This window comes from Micromonospora sp. NPDC047738, assembly GCF_040642675.1.
GTDB lineage: Bacteria > Actinomycetota > Actinomycetes > Mycobacteriales > Micromonosporaceae > Micromonospora.
This window is the reverse complement of sequence record NZ_JBEYSO010000014.1, coordinates 21,938-38,555: the sequence shown is the minus strand read 5'-3', so window position 1 is coordinate 38,555 and position 16,618 is coordinate 21,938. Positions and strand designations below refer to the sequence as shown.

Sequence of the window (16,618 nt, the reverse complement as noted above, 5' to 3'; positions counted from 1 at the left end):
CGGTGCACGGGCGGCGGGGAGACGATGTGGTCGACAGCGGTGGCGCGGCCATGGCCGTCCTCGACCCGCCCGCGGCGCAGCTCGAGGCCGACTCGTGGCCGCGCTGGCGCTTCTGGCCCCTGGTGGCGATGGCCGTCACCGGAGTCGCCCTCTACGCGTTCTGGCGGTGGAGTCAGACGCTCCCACCCATCGGCTACGGCTACTTCGCCCGTCCACCGATCTACGGCCAGCTGATCCTGGTCCGGGACGAGCTGGCGTTGACCGTGATCCCGGCCGGCGTGCTGCTGGCCGGCATCGGCTGGATCGTCACCTCCTGGCGTCGCCTGCCGACCTGGCTCGCCCTGGCGCTGGTGGTGGTCGCCGGGGTGCTCACCGCCACCGCGGTGAACCTGGTCCGGGGCCAGCTGGGCGAGCTCACCCGGGGCCTCTCGACCGGCTCGAAGCCGGCCTACTACACCGCCGACCTGCACTTCGTGTACGAGCTCGGGCTGCGCGAGTTCGTCGAGCGGCACGCCGAGCTGAGCGAGCGGTTCCAGTCGTACAACGGCCGGACCCACCCGGCCGGGGTGATGGTCTTTCTCTACCTGTTGTTCCGTACCTTCGGCGCGTCGCACAGCCTGCGCGTCGCCGGTGTGATCGCGGTGGTGGCGTTCTGCTCGGCGGTCTCCGCCTGGCTGATCGGTCGCACCCTGGGTGGGGAGCGGGCCGGCCGGATCGGCGCCGTGCTCTTCGCGGCGGCGCCGGCGCCGTTGATGATGGCGTACAGCACCCTCGACACGACCTTCGCCGTGCCGCTGAGCATGAGCGTCGCGCTCTTCCTGCTCGCCGCCGACCGTCGGTCGTGGCGGCTGTCGGCGGCCGCGGGCGCCGTGTTGGGGCTGGGCACCCTGATGACCTTCGCCACGTCCTTCGTCGTGCTCTCGGCGACCATCGCGCTGGTGGTCCAGACCGGGTGGCGGACGGCGGTGCGGCTGCTGGCCGCCGCGGCGGCCGGCGGAGCGGCGGTGCTGGCCCTGGCCTGGCTCGTCCTGGGCTTCGACGTCCTCGCCTCCTACCTGGTGTCACCGACGGTTTCGGTTCCCTACAACTGGTACTGGTTCGTGGGCAGCCCGGCGGCCTGGCTGATCTACGCGGGTCTGCCGCTGGCCGCCCTCGGGATCTACGGCGTGTTCCGGAAGGTGCCGGGGGCCGGGCGGCCGGTGCTCGTGCTCGTGCTCGTGCTCGTGCTGGTCGTCTGGGCGGGGTTGCCGTCGGAGCTGACCAAGCTGCGTCCGGGCGAGGTGGAGCGGACGTGGATGTTCCTCTACCCGATGGTGGCGGGCGCGGCCGGTGTGGTGGTGGACCGCTGGACCGCCGCGTTCGTCCCGCGCTGGCGGCGGGGCGCCGTGGTCGCGGGCCTGGTGCTGCTCTCGGTCGGGCAGGCGGTGTTCCTGCAGGCCCTTTACAACAACTTCTTCTGATCCGCGGACCGGGCGGCAATTTCGGGAGTTGCGCGGTCCACGCGGGGTGGTGGCACCTTCCCGAGGTTGGTGCCACCACCCGGCGGCGGTTCAGGACCGGGCGCAGGCCGTTCCGTTGAGGGTGATCAGGTTGGGGGCGGGGTTGGGGCCGCCGGCGGTGGTGCCGATCAGGCCGAAGGTCACCGCGCCGCCTGGGGCGATCTTCGCGTTCCACGCCTCGTTCTTCGCGGTCACCGTGGCCCCGGACTGGCTGACCCGGGCCGACCAGAAGCTCTGCACCTGCTGGTCGCCGGTGAACGCCCACCGCAGGCTCCAGCCGTCGACGGCGGACGTGCCGGTGTTCCGTACGATGACCTGGGTGTTGAAGCCGTCCGGCCAGCTGCCGTGCGTGGTGTACGTGACGGCGCAGGTCGGGGCCGCCACCGCGGCCGCGTCGCGCTGGTCGGCCAGGAAGGATGCCAGCCAGGCCAGCGCGGAGTTCCAGTTGATCGCCACCTCGTTGGTCGAGTACGAGTTGATGTCGTCGACGTAGCAGAGCATCGGCTGGCAGCCGGCCAGCAGGTTGGCCGCGTACGGGTCCTGGAGGGCGGCGTTCGGGCCGCCGGCGAGGGAGCCGTCCGGCGGGTTCGGCAGGTCCGGGTCGAGCTGGTGGGCGAAGATCCGGCTGTGCTGGTGGTGTGCGTTCTGCTCGCCCCAGCCGGTCACGTAGGACATGTTCAGCGCGTTGCGGCCGAGCAGGTAGTCGGCCGCCTGCACCGCACCGTCCCGATACCTCGCGTCCCGGGTCAGGTCGAAGGCGGTGGCGAGCACGATCGCGTTGTTGATGATGTTGCTGTTGCCGCCCCAGACGTACGCGCCGGCCTCGCCGGGCAGCGGCAGCCCGTACGCCTGGCCGCCCAGGGTCGCCAGGTAGCGGTCGGCGGCGGCGGTCACCGAGGTGCGGATCCGGGACTGCTCGGCGGCCGGCAGTGCGTTCGGCACGGTGGCCAGGTCGAGCCGACCCAGCGCGGCCACGCTCTGCCAGCCGAACGCGCCTCCGGCGGCGAAGACGTCGGCGGTGTGCAGCGGCGACGCGGTGAGGTCGGTCAGGTACGCCTGCTCCCCGGTGGTCAGCCAGAGCTCGACGGCCGCCCAGTAGAACTCGTCGGTGACGTTCGAGTCGTCGTACGCGCCGCCGCCGTTGCCGTCGGCCGGCGACGCGTAGCGCGCCGGGTGCGCCTTCGCCGCCGCGTACGCCGTCTTCGCGGCGCTGCCGCACCGGGCCGCGAAGGCGGCGTCGTACGGGGCGAAGAGCCGGGCGCACTGGGAGGCTACGGCGGCCAGGTTGAGGGTGGCCGCGGTAGACGGCGGGTGCAGCTCACGCGGCTGCGGGTCGTCCTGCGGGGCCAGCGGCAGTCCGGTCCAGTTCTGGTCGTGGATCTTGTGGTGGGCCATCCCGGCGAGCGGCTGGCCGGCGGGCACCTGCATGCGCAGCAGGAACTCCAGCTCCCAGCGGGCCTCGTCGAGGATGTCGGGCACCGTGTTGCCCCGCTCGGGCACCCACACCGTCCCGTCGCCGAGCGCCCCGCCGCCCGCCGCGGTCTCCGCGGTCTTGGTGCGCTCGAACGCGCTCAGCAGCTGGTAGGTGGCGATCCCGCCGTTGACCACGTACTTGCCGTGGTCCCCGGCGTCGTACCAGCCGCCGCGCACGTCCAGTCGGTGGTCGCAGACGCCGGGCTGGCAGGGCACGTCGGTGTCGCCCTGGTTGGGCGCGACGCCCAGGTGCCCGGCCGGGCGGGCGTACCCGGCGCCGATCAGGCCGCCGTCGATCGGGGTGCCGCTGCGCTGGGCGTAGAAGAACTGGAGCGAGTCGACCCGCAGCCGGTCGTAGAGGGTGCCGGAGATGTCGAACGGGTGGCTGGCCTCCCCGTCGGCGACCAGTGTGTAGCCGGTGCCCGGGGTGCGGAACGACGAGAAGTCGACGGTGTGTACGCGCTGCTGGGAGGCCGCGTCCACCCCGCGCGGGGTGGACGCGCCACTGGCCACCACGGCTCCGGCGGCCGACCTGAGCTGCCAGGGCAGCGGGTCGGTGGCGTCGGTGACCACGGTGGCGTTCTTCGGGCCGCCGGGCAGGTAGCCGACCTGGTTGACCCGGACCCGCGGCCCGGTGTCCGGCTCGTACGGCGGGGCCGCCTCGCCGCCGCGCAGCGAGACGTTGTCCAGGCAGAAGGTCTGCGCAACGGGGCTGCCGCCGACCTGGAAGACGAGCTGGGCGCCGGGGTTGTCGGCCGGGGCGGTGAACGTCCTGGCGACGTGCTGCGCGGTGCCGGTCGCGGTGGCGTCGACGCTGGCGTACGTGGTGTAGGGCGCGCTGCCGAGCTGGAGCACCGCCTTGAGGGCCGCCCCCGGCGTGGCGGAGACGTCGAAGGAGAGTTCGTACTCGGCGCCCGCGATGAGCGGCACGGCGTCCTGGCCGATGCCGGCGTCCCACGGGTTGGCCAGGCCGCCGGGGACGGTGGTGCAGAGCCGCCCGTCGACGACCGTGAGGTCCCCGGTGCCGTAGGAGAACCAGGGGCTGGTGCCGGCGCTGAAGTCGCCGTTGCGGAGCTGTTCGGGGGCGTCCGGGGGCACCTCGGCGTAAGCCACGCCGGCGGTGGCGCCGGTGAGTACCAGGGTGGTGGCCGCGGCGAGCGCCGCGAGGCGGCGTCGGTGTGGGATCACGGAGGTTCCTTCCGCGCTGGGGGAGTGGAGTGAGGCACTAACGGTTGGGAGCGCTCCCACCTGCTGTCCGATGTTTCCAGCACCTTCGCCCACTGTCAATTGATCCGGCCCGATGCGCGCCAGCCCCGCGCGACAGTGAGATTCGCCGCGCCACGCCGGCATCATCCTGATCTCCTAGAGACAACTGCCGCCTTCGCCTGGCAGGCTGCCTCCCATGACCCTGAAGCTTCGTTCCGTGGGGGCGAGCGACCGTGGGCTGATCCGTAGTGGCAACCAGGACGCCCAGCACGCCGGCAACTGGCTGGTCGCCGTGGCCGACGGCATGGGCGGCATGGCGGCCGGTGACCTGGCCAGCCAGATCGCCATCGACGCGTTCGGCCCGCTGGACGTGGAGACCCCTGAGGACGCGTTGGTCGCCGCCCTCCAGAGCGGCATCGAGCTGGCCACCACGCGGATACGTCAAGCCGTCGTGGAGGACCCGGAACGCCAGGGCATGGGCACCACACTCACCGCGCTGCTCTTCGCCCGCACCGGAAGCTGCCTGGCCCTGGCCCACGTCGGCGACTCCCGGGCGTATCTGTTCCGCGAGGGCGTGCTCAAGCAGGTCACCCGGGACGACACGTTCGTGCAGATGCTGGTCGACCAGGGCGTGATCACCCCGGATCAGGCGAGCAGCCACCCCCGCCGGGCCGTGGTGACCCAGGCGTTGCAGGGTGACGAGGTCTCCCCGGCGTACGCGACGATGGTCCCCCGGGCCGGCGATCGCTGGCTGCTGTGCAGCGACGGCCTCTCCAACGTGGTCCGTCCGGACACCCTCGCCGAGGTGCTCCGCGAGTACCCCGACCGGGAGGCGTGCGCCCGCAAGCTGATCGACCTGGCGCTGCGGGCCGGCGGCCCGGACAACGTGACCGTGGTGATCGCCGACGTGGTGGACGAGTAGCCGCGGTCAGCCTCGGCGCGGCGCGGCCCGCCGGGTCGGCTCGGCGGTGGTCGGATCCTCCGGCCACGGGTGCCGCGGGTAGCGTCCGCGCAGCTCCGCCCGCACCTGCGGGTAGCCCACCCGCCAGAACGAGGCCAGGTCGGCGGTGACCGCGACCGGCCGGCCGGCCGGGGAGAGCAGGTGCAGCAGCACCGGCACCCGGCCGTCGGCGATCCGCGGCGCGTCCTGCCAGCCGAAGGTCTCCTGCAGCTTGACCGCCAGCACGGGGGCGGCCGAGTCGGCGTAGTCCACCCGGATCCGGGAGCCGCTGGGCACCGGCAGCCGTTCCGGCGCCAGCTCGTCGAGCCGGGCCGCCTGCCGCCAGTCGAGCAGCCGGCGCAGCGCCGCCGCGACGTCGATGCGGGCCAGGTCCGCCCGGCGCCGGGCGCCGGCCAGCTCCGGGGCCAGCCAGGTGGCCGCGCCGGCGAGCAGCGCCTCGTCGGACACGTCCGGCCACTCGACGCCGAGCGCCTGCCGGCAGAACGCCAGCCGCCGGCGCAGCGCGGTCGCCTCCGGCGTCCAGGTCAGCAGGCCCAGCCCGGCCTGGCGCAGCCCGGTGAGCACCGCCTCGGCCACCAGCTCCGGGTCGGGCGCCGCGAGGGGCCGGTCGACCAGCTCGATCGCGCCGAGCCGGACGACCTCCCGGGCCATCACGTCCCCGCCGGACCAGCCGACCTCCCGGTCGGCGCGGAGCAGGGGTCCGCCGGCCTCCCGCGCGGTCGCCTCGTCGACGGGGGTGGCGAGCCGCACCCGGGCGGTCGGCGCGCCGGGGGAGCGGTCGGCCACCGCGATCGCCAGCCAGGCCGAGCCGGCCAGCCCCGACCCGGCCGCCAACTCCGCCGCGGTTCCGCCCGCCATCAGGTACGCGGACCCGCCGGCCCGGCGCGCCCGGGCCAGCCGCTCCGGGTACGCCAGCCCCACCAGCAGCCCGGCCGCCAGGTCGTCGGGGAGGTGCTCCCCGGTGGCGTCCACGGCCGGCCGGCGGTGATCCCGGTCCACACGGGCGGCCGCAACCCGGGGGCGATCGGCTGGCGCGCTGCCCGGCGGCAGGGTGGCGCGGAGCCGGCGTACCTCGGCGCGCCAGCGGGCGGTGGCGGCCTGGTCCGTGCCGCCCCGCACCCGCCGCCACAGCGCGGTCAGATCGTCCCCCGCGCCGGCGAGCGTCTCGTCGGCGAGCAGGGCGACCACCTCGGCGGCCCGGTCGGCGCCGACCCGCTCCGCACCGTCGAGCAGCGCCCGGGCCAGCCGCGGGTGCGCGCCCGCCGCCGCGATGGCCCGCCCTCGGTCGGTGATCCGGCCGTCCGCGTCGACCGCGCCCAGCGTGGTCAGGGTCTCCCGGGCGACCGTGAGGGCGGCGGGCGGTGGCGGGTCGGGCAGCGCCAGCCCGGCCCCGTCCGGGTCACCCCACGCGGCCAGCTCCAGCGCGAACCCGGTCAGGTCGGCGGTGGCGATCTCCGGCTCCGGCTGCGGGGCGAGCCGGGCGTGGGTGGCCTCGGACCAGCACCGGTAGACCGCGCCCGGGCCCTCCCGCCCGGCCCGGCCGGCCCGCTGGGTGGCCGCCGCGCGGGACACCGGCACGGTGACCAGCGCGCCCAAGCCCCGGGCCAGGTCGGTGCGGGGCACCCGGCTCAGGCCGGCGTCCACCACCACCCGTACTCCGGGCACGGTCAGGCTGCTCTCCGCCACGGCAGTGGCCAGCACCACCCGCCGCCGGTCGACCGTTCCGGGGCGTGTCGCGGCGTCCGGCCGGGCTGCGCGGTCCGCCGCCGTTGCGCTTGGCGGCAGGATGTCCCCGGGCTGGGCCGCCGGCAGCCGCAGCGCGGCGTCCTGCGCCGCCCCGGGCAGCCGGCCGTGCAGCGGCAGGACCGCCACCGAGTCGGGCAGGTCGGCCAGGCGGGTGCCGACGGCAGCGATCTCACCGGCGCCGGGCAGGAAGACCAGCACGTCCCCGGCCTGCTCACGCAGCGCCCGGCACACCGTGGCGGCCACGTGGTCCAGCAGCGCCGGCGCGACCCGGCCCGCGCCCGGCGCGGCGACCGGCCGGGGCGGGGGCGCCCAGACCCGGGTCACCGGGTGCAGGGCCGCCTCGGCCCGGACCACCGGCGCGGGCCGGTCGGAACCGCCCAGCAGCGCGGCGAACCGCTCCGCCTGCGGGGTGGCCGACATCGCCACCAACCACAGCTCGGGCCGGAGCGCGCCCCGGGCCTCGACGCCGAAGGCCAGGGCCAGGTCGGCGTCGAGCTGTCGCTCGTGGACCTCGTCGAGCAGCACCGCGCCGACGCCGGGTAGTTCCGGATCGTGGTGCAGCCGTCGGACCAGCAGGCCGGTGGTGACCACCTCGACCCGGGTCTGCGGACCGACTCGGCGCTCGCCCCGGACGGCGTACCCGATCCGGCCGCCGACGTGCTCGCCGAGCAGGGCGGCCATCCGGTGCGCGGCGGCCCGGGCGGCCACCCGGCGGGGCTGGGCGATCACCACCCGGCCCGGGACCGCGTCGGCCACCGCGAGCGGGGCGAGGGTGGTCTTGCCGGTGCCGGGCGGCGCCACCAGGACCGCCGTGCCGGCCGCGCGCAGCGCCTCGACCAGCGCCGGCAGCACCGCCCGGACCGGCAGGTCGAGGGCTACGTCGGAGAGCACCGATCCACTCTCGCATCCGGCGCCTCAGGCCGGGCGCACCCCGTCCACGCCGGCGACGAAGGCCGCCCACGCCGCCGGCCCGAATACCAGGACGGGACCAGGGCGGTCCTTGCTGTCCCGCACGGCGATCCGACCGCCCACGGCGGCGACCTCCACGCAGTTGCCGTTGCCACTGCTACGCGTGCTGGTGCGCCAGCCCGCCCCCGACAGGTCGAGCCCCATCCCCGTTACCTCTTCTTCCGCCGGCGTGCCGCCGAGCGGTCACGCAAAGTTACGAGAAGCGTCCTCCAGACGGGCCAAAGACGCCGCCGGATCCAGTGCCATCCGGCACAGCTCCTCATGCAGCAGGCTATACCGTTGCACCTGCGCAAGCTCCTCCAGAGCCAGTCCCATAGTGAGATTGTCCAGGTAGACCACGGAGGCGTCGGCCGCGTCGGCGAAGCCGAGGATGACGTAGGAGGTGCTCATCGCCGGGTGACCACCGGCACTGAATGGAAGTACGTGGATGGTTACATTGGGTAGTTGAGCGAGTCGTGCCATGTGGGTGAGTTGATCGGCCATCACCGCCGGCCCGCCGACGGCGCGCAGCAGCACCGCCTCGTTGAGCACCACCGACAGCCGTACCGGTGCCTCCCGGTGCAGCACCTCCTGCCGGCGCAGCCGGGCGGCGACCTTGCGCTCGACGCCCTCCTCGCCCGCCGTGACCCGGTAGATCTCCCGGGCGTACGCCTCGGTCTGCAGCAGCCCCGGCACCGCCTCAGCCTCGTACGTGCGCAGCGTCGCCGCCTCGGCCTCCAGCCCGACGTAGAACTCGAACCACTCCGGCAGGACGTCGCTGTAGTTCTGCCACCAGCCGCGCTGCTGCGCCCCCCGGGCGATCTCGATCAGCGCCTCGGCGTCCGCGCCGGTCACCTGGTAGAGCGCGAGCGCGGCCCGGACGTCCCGCGGTTTGATGCCGATCTGCGCGTTCTCAATGCGGGAGAGGTTGCTCTTCGACATGTCGAGCTGGCGCGCGGCCACGTCGAGGGTCATCCCCGCGCGTTCGCGCAGTTGGCGGAGTTCCCGGGCGATGCGGCGGCGACGAACGGTGGGACTGGCGGTCACGCCGTCGAGTTTGGCACGCCAAGATCCGCAGCTCACGCCGGGCGCGGATTGCAACCGTGAAATTCGGGAGTTGCATCCCCGGAGCTTCGCGGTGCATTCTCTTCCCGGTATCAGCCGTCATCTGTGGACAGCCGGGAGGCTCGTTTGCTCATCGCTGACGAGTTCTTCCTGATCGCGCACAACGACAGCCGGGGCAAGGCCAGACTGCACCCGGCCGCGACGGGGCTCGGCCTCGCCGCCGGCCTCCTCGGCGAGTTGATCCTTTTTCGACGGATCACCGTCGCCTCCGGACTGATCACCGTGCTCGACCGCCGGCCGCCGGCCGACGCGCTCGCGCACACCGTGCTCGACCAGCTGATCGGCGAGGCCCAGCACCGGGCAGTCCGCACCTGGCTCAGTTTCCTGGCCCAGACCGGCGTGACCACGGTCGGCGAGCGGCTGGCCCGCGCCGGGGTGCTGCGCCGCCAGGAGAACCGGCGTCTCCTGCGGACGAGCCTCAGCTACGTTCCGGTCGATCTGAACGCGGCCGCCTGGCCGGCGGCCCGGCTGTGGACCCTGCTGGAACGCCCGGAGCCCATCGCCGTGCCGGACGCCCTGCTGCTCGGCCTGATCGCCGCCACCGGGTTGACCCGCGAGGTGCTGTTCAGCGCCGGACCGCAGGCCCACCACCGGCTGAGCGGGCTCATCCCCACGCTGCCCGCGCCGCTGAAGGAACTGGTCGGGCACACCGAGGCCGCCGTCGGTGCCGCGGTGCTGCGCGGCATCCCCTGACCTCCGGGTCACCGCCCCCATTCCTCCCCCTCCACCGGAGCAGCCCCCATGCCCCCTGCAGCCACCGTCGAGCGTCCCAGCAACGTCTCCGAGGCCCTGGCCCGCGGCCGGCTCGGCATACCGTCGGTCGTCTTCTTCGTCCTCTCCGCCGCCGCCCCGCTGACCGTGGTGGCCGGCGTGGTCACCACGGGGTACGCCGTCACCGGCGTCACCGGCATCCCGCTGGCGTTCCTGGCGGTCGCGGTGGTGCTCACCCTCTTCGCGGTCGGCTACGTGGCGATGGCCCGCCGGCTGACTAACGCCGGCGCGTTCTACGCGTACATCGCCCGTGGGCTCGGTCGGCCCGCCGGGGTCGGTGCGGCGTGGGTCGCGCTGATCGCGTACAACGCGCTGCAGGTCGGGCTCTACGGCGCGATCGGCGCGGCCGCCGAGCCGGTGCTGGACCAGCTCTTCGGCGGTTCACCCGCCTGGTGGGTGGTGGCCCTGGTCGCCTGGGCGCTGGTCGCGGTGCTGGGCGTGCTCCGGGTGGACGTGAACGGCCTGGTGCTCGCCGTGCTGCTGCTGGCCGAGATCGCAGTCATCCTCGTCTTCGACCTGGCGCAGGTCACCCACCCGGCCGGCGGTTCGGTCAGCTTCGCCACCCTGTCGCCGGACAATCTGCTGGTGCCGGGGGTCGGCGCGATCCTGGTGCTGGCCACGACCGGCTTCACCGGCTTCGAGTCGGCGGTGGTGTTCAGCGAGGAGAGCAAGGACCCGAAGCGGACCGTCCCGATGGCCACCTACCTGTCGGTGGCCATCATCGCCGGTCTGTACGCCTTCTCGGCCTGGACGATGACCGTCGCCACCGGACCGGACCGGATCGTCGACGCGTCCCGGGAACAGAGCACGGGGCTCATCTTCAACCTCGCCGGCGCGCACCTCGGCGACACCGCGGTGACCATCGGCCAGGCGCTCTTCCTCACCTCGCTGCTGGCGGCGATGATCTCGTTCCACAACACCACCGCCCGGTACGCCTTCGCGCTCGGCCGGGAGCGGGTGCTGCCGGCACTGTTCGGGCAGACCTCGCCGCTCACCGGGGCGCCGCGGGCCGCCTCCCTGGCGCAGAGCGCCCTCGGCCTGGTCGTGATCGTCCTCTACGCGGCCGCCGGCTGGGACCCGCTGGTGCAGCTGTTCTTCTGGGGCGGCACCGGCGGCGGGTTCGGGGTGTTGCTGCTGATCACCGCCACCGCGGTCGCGGTGATCGCCTTCTTCGCCCGAACCCGCACCGAGGAGACGTTGTGGCGGCGGGTCGTCGCCCCCGCCCTCGCGGCGATCGCGCTGGTCGCCGTCATCGTGGTCGCGGTGGACAACTTCGCCATCCTGCTCGGGGTCGCCCCGGACTCGCCGCTGCGCTGGGTGATCCCGGCGGTCTACCCGGTGGCGGCGCTGCTCGGCCTGCTCTGGGGGCTGGTGCTGCGCCGCACCCGGCCGGCCGTGTACGCCCGGATCGGGCTGGGCGCGGAGAGCGCCGTCGTCGCCGCGCCGCGGACGGCCGACGAGGTGACGCCGCCGGCGGCGGAGGTGACGGCATGAGCGAGCGTCAGCGAGTGAATCGTCAGTGCGGTGCTGTGGTGCCTCATGGCGGCGCCGAGCGGAGCGAGGTGACGGCATGAGCGAGGTGCCGATCGAGCGGCTCGGCCCGGCGGAGACCCGGTCGGTCGCCGAGCGGATCGCCCGGGCCTTCCGGCTGCTGGCCGTCACCCGGTGGCTCGTGCCGGACGAGGCGAAGCGGGAGGCGGTGCTCGCCGACAACTTCGAGATCCTGGTCGACCACGCGATGCTGCACGGGATCGTGCACGGCACCGCGGACCGGGCGGGCGTCGCGGTCTGGTTCCCGCAGGCCGGCGAGCCGGCCCCGCCGCCGGCCGACTACGACGCCCGGCTCGCCGCCGCCTGCGGCGAGTGGACGCCGCGGTTCCAGCATCTCGACGAGCTGTTCGAGGCACACCACCCGCACGCCGACCACCACCATCTGGCGTTTCTGGCGGTCGCGCCGGAACGCCAGGGGCGGGGCCTGGGCAACGCGCTGCTGCGGCACCATCACGGCCTGCTCGACGCCGACGGCGTGCCCGCATATCTGGAGGCGAGCAGCGAGCGCAGCCGCGACCTGTACGCCCGGCACGGCTACCGGGCCGCCGAGCCGTTCCGCGTTCCCGACGGCGCCCCCTTCTATCCGATGTGGCGCGACCCGGTCGGCTGAGCGGTGCGCGCCGCCGATGCGCGGCTGGCCACGCGGCCCGGGGCGACGGGCGGGAAACCGGGTACGGCCCGGTCGGCGAACCGCCGACCGGGCCGCGTGGACGCGACGGTGGTCGGGCCCGCCGGCCCGACCACCGTCGTCCACCCCGTCAGTACGCTCCGTCGAGCTGCCCGCGCAGCCTCGTCAGCGCCCGGGCCAGCAGCCGGGACACGTGCATCTGTGACACGCCGATCTGCTCGGCGATCTGGGACTGGGTCAGGTTGCCGTAGAACCGCAGGGTGAGGATCTTCTGCTCCCGCTCGTCGAGCGTGGCGAGCGCCGGGCCCAGGGCGACCCGCAGCTCGGCCAGCTCGAATTCGCCGTCCTCGCCACCGAGCATGTCGCCCAGCTCGGTGGCCCGGTCGCCGTCGCCGGTCGGGGTGGACAGCGACACCGCGTTGTAGGCGCGGGCGCCTTCCAGGCCCTCCAGCACCTCTTCCTCGGTGAGGTTGAGGTGGGCGGCGATGTCGGCGACCGTCGGCGAGCGGCCGAGGGTCTGCAGCAGCGCGCTGTTGGCGTCGGAGATGGCCAGCCGCAGCTCCTGGAGGCGCCGGGGCACCCGGATGTCCCAGGTCCGGTCGCGGAAGTGCCGCTTGAGCTCGCCGATGATGGTCGGGATGGCGTAGCCGGCGAAGTCGACGCCCCGGGAGGGGTCGAACTTGTCGATCGCCTTGATCAGCCCGACGGCGGCGGTCTGCGCCAGGTCGTCGGTGGGCTCGCCCCGACCGCTGTAGCGGTGGGCGAGGTGGTTTGCGAGCGGCAGCCAGGCCTCGATCGCCCGGTCGCGCAGCGCGGGGCGCGACGGGTGGTTGACGGGCAGCGCCGCCATCGCGTTGAGCAGGTCGGCGGCGCTGTCGGTGAGCGCGCCCGGGTCGAGCTTTCCGGTGGTGGACGGTGTGGTCGCCTGCTCGCTGATCGTGTGCGCGGTCATGGTGGTCCTCCCTGCACCTCGTCCGCGGAGGAAAGGCGTGACGCATGGGTTCAGCTTCAGTTCGTACGTTCGGGAGCCACCGTAACCCGATCGTCCGGAAGAAATCTAGCCGAAAGTACGATGTGCTTATGGGATTTTGATTATCCTATCCGGCGGCACCGGACATAGCGGGCCGGCGGCGGCCCGCAGTCCGAGTCCGTTTCGGGTGTCCGCTTCGTCAGTGCAGCTCAACCGATGGGTCAATGGAGAAGCCGACAATCAGCTCGCATTGCCGACTTTCGGTCGTTGTCCCGCTGACGAGACCGCCCGTAGCGTCACGGGGTAGCCGTATACGGAGGCACCCCGTGCTCGACCCCGCCGCTCCGCAACTCGTCCTCAACGCCCGGATGCTGCAGTTCAGCTGGCTCCCGGCGGACCCCGACGCGGTCGCGGCGGTACTGCCCGCCGGGGTGTGTCCGAGCCCCGACCGCCAGGTGTTCTTCTGTCAGTACGTGGTGGACGACGCGGCGCAGACCTCCGGCCTCGGCGCGTACTCCCTCACCTACCTCGGCGTCGCGCTTGACGGCATCGAGCCGCCGGCCGCGGGGGACACCCCCGGCGGCCTGTGGATTCACTACTTCGCCTCCAGCCCCCGGGTCCGCGACTACGCCGCCGCCCGGGGCGTCCCGGCCACACCCGGGGAGACCCGGCTCGACCTGCGGGGCGAGCAGTTGACCGCGGAGACCCACGCGGATGGGGCTGCGCTCATCCGCACGATCGCCCGCGTCGGCGACACCGGCTGCCAGGTGTTCAGCGGGCACCACCGCTACCTGACCGCCTGGGGCGGCGGGCTGCTCAGCGCCGAATTCCCGTACGTGGCCGAACCGGTGACCCCGTTCGAGGTCGAGTCGGTGGAGTTCCTCGTCCCGGCACACCCGGTCTATCCGTTACGCCCGGCCAACCCGCTCACCATCTGCGGCGGCCTGTACTCGCCCCGGGTGTCGTTCGCGTACCCGGCGCTGCCGGTCGCGCTGGACCAGCCGCCGGCCGCCACCGGCCTCCGGCCGGTGCCAGTCGGTGAAGAACAGGTGGTCACCGGCCTTTAGCGTGGCCGCCTCGCGGACCAGCCGATCAAAGTGGGCAGCGCCGTGAATGAGCGGCTCGGCGAGGTTTCCGCTCGTCCAGACGGGTAACACAGATCCCGGGTTGGCGCGTTCCGGTGCGGTGAGGAACCAGTCCCGCAGCGCCACGTTCCAGCCTCCCGAGGTCGACCCCGACCTCACGGTAGGCCCCCCGAGACGGCCCCGCGCGCTGACCGCCCCTGGTCGGCCGCCCCTCCCGTGGGTCCCGCCGCGACCCTGTACCGCCCCACGGAGGAGGCCGCACCATGTCCGCCGAGACGACGAACACCGTGACCGAGCACCGCGCGCCGGCGGTGGAGGGGGAGCGGGGTGCGCTGGTGGCGGTCTTGGTGATGGTGATCCTCGGCGTGGCCGGCATCTTCGCCGTCTCCTGAGCGCCGGCGGGCGCCCCGGGTTGCCCCGGGACGCCCGTGCGGCGCGGATCCGTCAGGGCCGGGAGCCCTCGCCGTCGGTGTGCGGCATCCGCCCGGCCGGGATCACGCCGAGCCGGCCGGCCTGGAAGTCCTCGAATGCCTGGACCAGCTCGTCCCGGGTGTTCATCACGAACGGGCCGTAGTGCGCGACCGGCTCCCGGATCGGCTGCCCGCCCATGATGTAGAGCTCCAGGGCCGGGGTGTTGCCGTCCTGCTTCGCGTCGGCGGTGACCCGCAGCGCGTCGCCCGGGCCGTGCACCGCGAGCTGGCCGAGGTGGATCGGGCGGCGGTCGCTGCCCACCGTGCCCCGGCCGGCCAGCACGTAGACCAGCGCGTTGAAGTCCGGCCGCCAGGGCAGGCTCAGCTCCGCGCCGGGCTGCAGCGTCACGTGCGCGATGGTGATCGGGGTGTGGGTCGAGCCCGGGCCCTTGTGCCCGGCGATCTCCCCGGCGATCACCCGGATCAGCGCGCCGCCGTCGGGCGTGGTCAGCAGCGCCGATTCCCGGCCGCGGATGTCCTGGTAGCGCGGCGGGTTCATCTTCGCCACCCGAGGCAGGTTGACCCAGAGCTGGAGGCCGTGGAAGAGGCCGCCGCTCATCACCAGGTGCTCCGGTGGCGCCTCGATGTGAAGCAGGCCGCTGCCGGCCGTCATCCACTGGGTGTCGCCGTCGGTGATGGTCCCGCCGCCGCCCTGCGAGTCCTGGTGGTCCATGATCCCGTCGATCATGTAGGTCACCGTCTCGAAGCCGCGGTGCGGGTGCCAGGCGGTCCCTTTCGGCTCGCCCGGTGCGTAGTCGACCTCGCCCATCTGGTCGAGGTGGATGAACGGGTCCAGTTCGGTCAGCGGCACGCCGGCGAAGGCCCGGCGGACCGGGAAGCCCTCGCCCTCGTACCCGCTCGGGGCGGTGGTCAGCCGGCGGACCGGACGGAATGTGGTGGACTCGTCCAGCCGCGGCAGGCGAGGCAGGACGAGGACGTCGTCGACGGTGATGGCGGGCATCGCGGGCTCCTTACTTGTCGGCCGGGGTGGACGACGCGTCGCGGTCGGCGCGCAGGCGCCGGCCGAGCCGCTCGAAGACCCGGGTGAGGCAGGCGACCTCGGCGTCGTCGAGGTCGTCGATCAGGTGGGTGCGCACGGAACGCAGGTGGTCCGGCGCGGCCCCGCGCAGCGCCAGCAGGCCGGCCGCGGTCAGCACGGCCTCGCTGCCGCGTCGGTCCTCCGGGCAGGACTGCCGGGCGACCAGGCCGCGCTTCTGCATCGAGGAGATCTGGTACGTCAGCCGGCTCGGCGAGAACACCAACCGGCTGGCCAGCTCGCCCATCCGCAGCCGCTGCCCCGGCGCCTCGGAGAGTAGGACCAGCACGTGGTAGTCGGCGAAGCTCAGCTCGCTGTCGGCGCGCAGGTCGTCCTCGAGCTGGGTGAAGAGCCGCTGGCTCGCCTCGATGTAGGCGCGCCAGGCGTTCATCCGCTCGGGGCTCAGGCTCTCGGTCACGGCTACGAGAGTAGCACTACTTCAAATTTAAACAAGTGCCGTGGAGTGCGTGTGAGCGGCGCGACAGCGAGTGGTGCTGGGAAGGAGTTTGGAATTTGAAACAGATCCGAACGCCGCTGCCCGGGCTAGGGTCGGGGGGTGGATGATCTCGACCTGCTCGACTGGCGGGAGCGGGTGGCCCGGCTCTACCTCTCCGACCTGGACCTGGCCGGGTTCCGGGCCGCCCGCGACGACCTGTTCCGCTCGCACCCGTGCAGCCCGCTGCCGGCCGCCGACCGGGCCGGCTTCCCCGGGCTGCGCTGGTTTCCGCCCGATCCGGCGGCCGTGGTCGAGGCGCCGCTGCGGCCCGCCTCAGGCGCGGAGACCATCGACACCGGCGGGCCCGACGGGGTCGTCCGGTACCGCCGGGTCGCGGTGGCCGAGACCCCGTGGGGCCCGCTCACCGTGTGGTGGATCGAGGCGTACGGGGGCGGGCTGTTCGCGCCCCTGCGCGACGCCACCTGCGGCGCCGAGACCTACGGCGGTGGGCGCTACCTGACCGACACGGTGAAGGGCACCTTCGGGCGCGGCCTGACCGTGCTGCCCGGCGGGCGGGTCCGCCTCGACGCCAACTACCTCTACAACCCGAGCTGTGCGTACGACGACCGCTGGGCCTGCCCCCTCGCCCCGCCGGAGAACCGCCTCGACGTCCCGATCCGGGCAGGCGAACTGGCGTACCGCCCCTGAGACCT

At 73.7% G+C, this 16,618-nt stretch carries 15 protein-coding genes; 8 read left to right on the top strand and 7 right to left on the bottom strand.

Translation table 11 applies throughout. The annotated features are described in order from the left end of the window. Positions 1 to 26 precede the first annotated feature (26 nt). The gene (locus ABZ783_RS21930) at positions 27 to 1,460 is read left to right on the top strand and encodes a glycosyltransferase family 39 protein (protein WP_357441212.1); all 1,434 of its coding nucleotides are present in this window, start codon (positions 27 to 29) and stop codon (positions 1,458 to 1,460) included. A 90-nt stretch (positions 1,461 to 1,550) separates the two neighbouring features. Here ABZ783_RS21930 and ABZ783_RS21925 read toward each other — a convergent pair whose 3' ends face one another. After that, positions 1,551 to 4,160 carry a glycoside hydrolase family 9 protein gene (locus ABZ783_RS21925; protein ID WP_357441210.1) on the bottom strand — a complete coding sequence of 870 codons (2,610 nt, stop codon included), beginning with the start codon at positions 4,158 to 4,160 and terminating at the stop codon, positions 1,551 to 1,553. Between the two features lie 214 nt (positions 4,161 to 4,374). Between ABZ783_RS21925 and ABZ783_RS21920 the strand changes: the two genes are divergently transcribed. Next, on the top strand, positions 4,375 to 5,100 hold the full coding sequence (locus ABZ783_RS21920; protein ID WP_357441207.1) for a protein phosphatase 2C domain-containing protein: 726 nt from the start codon (positions 4,375 to 4,377) through the stop codon (positions 5,098 to 5,100). 6 nt (positions 5,101 to 5,106) lie between these two features. Here ABZ783_RS21920 and ABZ783_RS21915 read toward each other — a convergent pair whose 3' ends face one another. From ABZ783_RS21915 to ABZ783_RS21905, 3 genes are read right to left on the bottom strand one after another with little or no spacing between them, the layout of a single operon-like run. After that, a complete protein-coding gene (locus ABZ783_RS21915; RefSeq protein WP_357441205.1) occupies positions 5,107 to 7,776 on the bottom strand; it encodes an ATP-dependent helicase C-terminal domain-containing protein in 2,670 nt (889 codons plus the stop codon). 24 nt (positions 7,777 to 7,800) lie between these two features. Then, complete coding sequence (locus ABZ783_RS21910; protein WP_357441204.1) at positions 7,801 to 7,998, bottom strand: DUF397 domain-containing protein; 198 nt, start codon at positions 7,996 to 7,998, stop codon at positions 7,801 to 7,803. Positions 7,999 to 8,037: 39 nt separating this feature from the next. Next, complete coding sequence (locus ABZ783_RS21905) at positions 8,038 to 8,880, bottom strand: helix-turn-helix transcriptional regulator (RefSeq protein WP_357441202.1); 843 nt, start codon at positions 8,878 to 8,880, stop codon at positions 8,038 to 8,040. A gap of 144 nt (positions 8,881 to 9,024) precedes the next feature. On the opposite strand from ABZ783_RS21905, the gene ABZ783_RS21900 reads away from it, so the two are divergent. The 3 genes from ABZ783_RS21900 (at position 9,025) to ABZ783_RS21890 (ending at position 11,890) form a co-directional block, all read left to right on the top strand. Beyond that, positions 9,025 to 9,651, top strand: coding sequence for a GPP34 family phosphoprotein (locus tag ABZ783_RS21900; protein ID WP_357441200.1), 627 nt, complete (start codon positions 9,025 to 9,027; stop codon positions 9,649 to 9,651). A gap of 48 nt (positions 9,652 to 9,699) precedes the next feature. Continuing rightward, positions 9,700 to 11,223: an APC family permease gene (locus ABZ783_RS21895; RefSeq protein WP_357441198.1), complete on the top strand. Its 1,524-nt coding sequence runs from the start codon at positions 9,700 to 9,702 to the stop codon at positions 11,221 to 11,223. Positions 11,224 to 11,299: 76 nt separating this feature from the next. Next, on the top strand, positions 11,300 to 11,890 hold the full coding sequence (locus ABZ783_RS21890; RefSeq protein ID WP_357441195.1) for a GNAT family N-acetyltransferase: 591 nt from the start codon (positions 11,300 to 11,302) through the stop codon (positions 11,888 to 11,890). Between the two features lie 148 nt (positions 11,891 to 12,038). On the opposite strand, the gene ABZ783_RS21885 is transcribed toward ABZ783_RS21890, so the two are convergent. Next, positions 12,039 to 12,860, bottom strand: a complete 822-nt coding sequence (locus ABZ783_RS21885) for a SigB/SigF/SigG family RNA polymerase sigma factor (RefSeq protein ID WP_357441193.1) — start codon at positions 12,858 to 12,860, stop codon at positions 12,039 to 12,041. 344 nt (positions 12,861 to 13,204) lie between these two features. On the opposite strand from ABZ783_RS21885, the gene ABZ783_RS21880 reads away from it, so the two are divergent. Both ABZ783_RS21880 and ABZ783_RS21875 read left to right on the top strand, forming a co-directional pair. After that, a complete protein-coding gene (locus ABZ783_RS21880) occupies positions 13,205 to 13,945 on the top strand; it encodes a hypothetical protein (protein ID WP_357441190.1) in 741 nt (246 codons plus the stop codon). Between the two features lie 281 nt (positions 13,946 to 14,226). Then, positions 14,227 to 14,355 carry a hypothetical protein gene (locus ABZ783_RS21875; RefSeq protein ID WP_357441187.1) on the top strand — a complete coding sequence of 43 codons (129 nt, stop codon included), beginning with the start codon at positions 14,227 to 14,229 and terminating at the stop codon, positions 14,353 to 14,355. A 52-nt stretch (positions 14,356 to 14,407) separates the two neighbouring features. On the opposite strand, the gene ABZ783_RS21870 is transcribed toward ABZ783_RS21875, so the two are convergent. Together ABZ783_RS21870 and ABZ783_RS21865 are read right to left on the bottom strand one after the other, a co-directional pair. Next, positions 14,408 to 15,394 (bottom strand): pirin family protein, encoded by a 987-nt coding sequence (locus tag ABZ783_RS21870; RefSeq protein WP_357441184.1) that lies wholly within the window; start codon positions 15,392 to 15,394, stop codon positions 14,408 to 14,410. 10 nt (positions 15,395 to 15,404) lie between these two features. Then, positions 15,405 to 15,887, bottom strand: a complete 483-nt coding sequence (locus tag ABZ783_RS21865; protein ID WP_357441182.1) for a MarR family transcriptional regulator — start codon at positions 15,885 to 15,887, stop codon at positions 15,405 to 15,407. A 138-nt stretch (positions 15,888 to 16,025) separates the two neighbouring features. Here ABZ783_RS21865 and ABZ783_RS21860 point away from each other — a divergent pair, with 138 nt between their 5' ends. After that, on the top strand, positions 16,026 to 16,613 hold the full coding sequence (locus tag ABZ783_RS21860; RefSeq protein ID WP_357441179.1) for a DUF1684 domain-containing protein: 588 nt from the start codon (positions 16,026 to 16,028) through the stop codon (positions 16,611 to 16,613). Positions 16,614 to 16,618 lie beyond the last annotated feature (5 nt).